Source organism: Streptomyces boncukensis (assembly GCF_011045075.1).
Lineage (GTDB): Bacteria > Actinomycetota > Actinomycetes > Streptomycetales > Streptomycetaceae > Streptomyces > Streptomyces boncukensis.
Genome location: NZ_JAAKZZ010001062.1, coordinates 1 through 801, shown reverse-complemented (window position 1 = coordinate 801; position 801 = coordinate 1). Strand labels below are relative to the sequence as shown.

The window sequence follows — 801 nt, the reverse complement described above, 5'->3', positions numbered from 1 at the left end:
CCGGCTCCTGCATCACCCCCGGCTCGGCCACCGCACCCGTCAGATTCGACACCACCGGAATCCGCGCCGGGCTGAACGTCAACCCGGACAGGACAGCCGCGAACTCCTCCAGCATCGGCTCCATCAGGGCTGAGTGGAACGCATGCGAGACCGCCAGAGCATTCACACGCCATCCACGCGCTGCACACTCGGCCGCGTAACGGTTGATCGCCTCCAGGTCCCCGGACAGCACCACAGACTCCGGACCGTTCACCGCCGCGATGTCCAGTCCGGAGTCGGCGACGTCGGCTTCGGTGGCCTGGACGGCGAGCATGCCGCCGCCGGTGGGGAGTGCCTGCATGAGGCGGCCGCGTTCGGCCACCAGGGTGCAGGCGTCGTCCAGGTCGAGGATGCCGGATACGTGGGCTGCGGTGATCTCGCCGAGGGAGTGGCCCAGCAGCACGTCCGGGGTGATGCCCCAGGACTCGACGAGGCGGAACAGGGCGACTTCGAGGGCGAACAGGGCGGTCTGCGCCCACAGGGTGTCCTCCAGCCCGGTGCCGTCGGCCAGGACTTCGCGCAGCGGGCGCTCCAGTCGGACATCCAGGCGGGCGCAGACCGCGTCGAAGGCTTCGGCGAAGGCCGGGAACTGTTCATACAGTCCCAGGCCCATGCCGGGGCGCTGTGCGCCCTGGCCGGTGAAGAGCACCGCCAGGCGCCCCTCGGTGGTAACGCCGGAGGTGATCGTCGTGTCCCCGGTCAGGACTGCGCGGTGTTCCAGGGCGGCGCGTGTGGTGGCCAGTGACCAGCCGACGTCCACCG

General features: G+C 70.3%; 1 protein-coding gene. It reads right to left on the bottom strand.

Annotation, left to right across the window (positions count from 1 at the left end; all coding sequences use genetic code 11):
- The coding region (locus G5C65_RS37930; protein WP_165303629.1) for an acyltransferase domain-containing protein at positions 1–801 on the bottom strand (801 nt) is incomplete at both ends.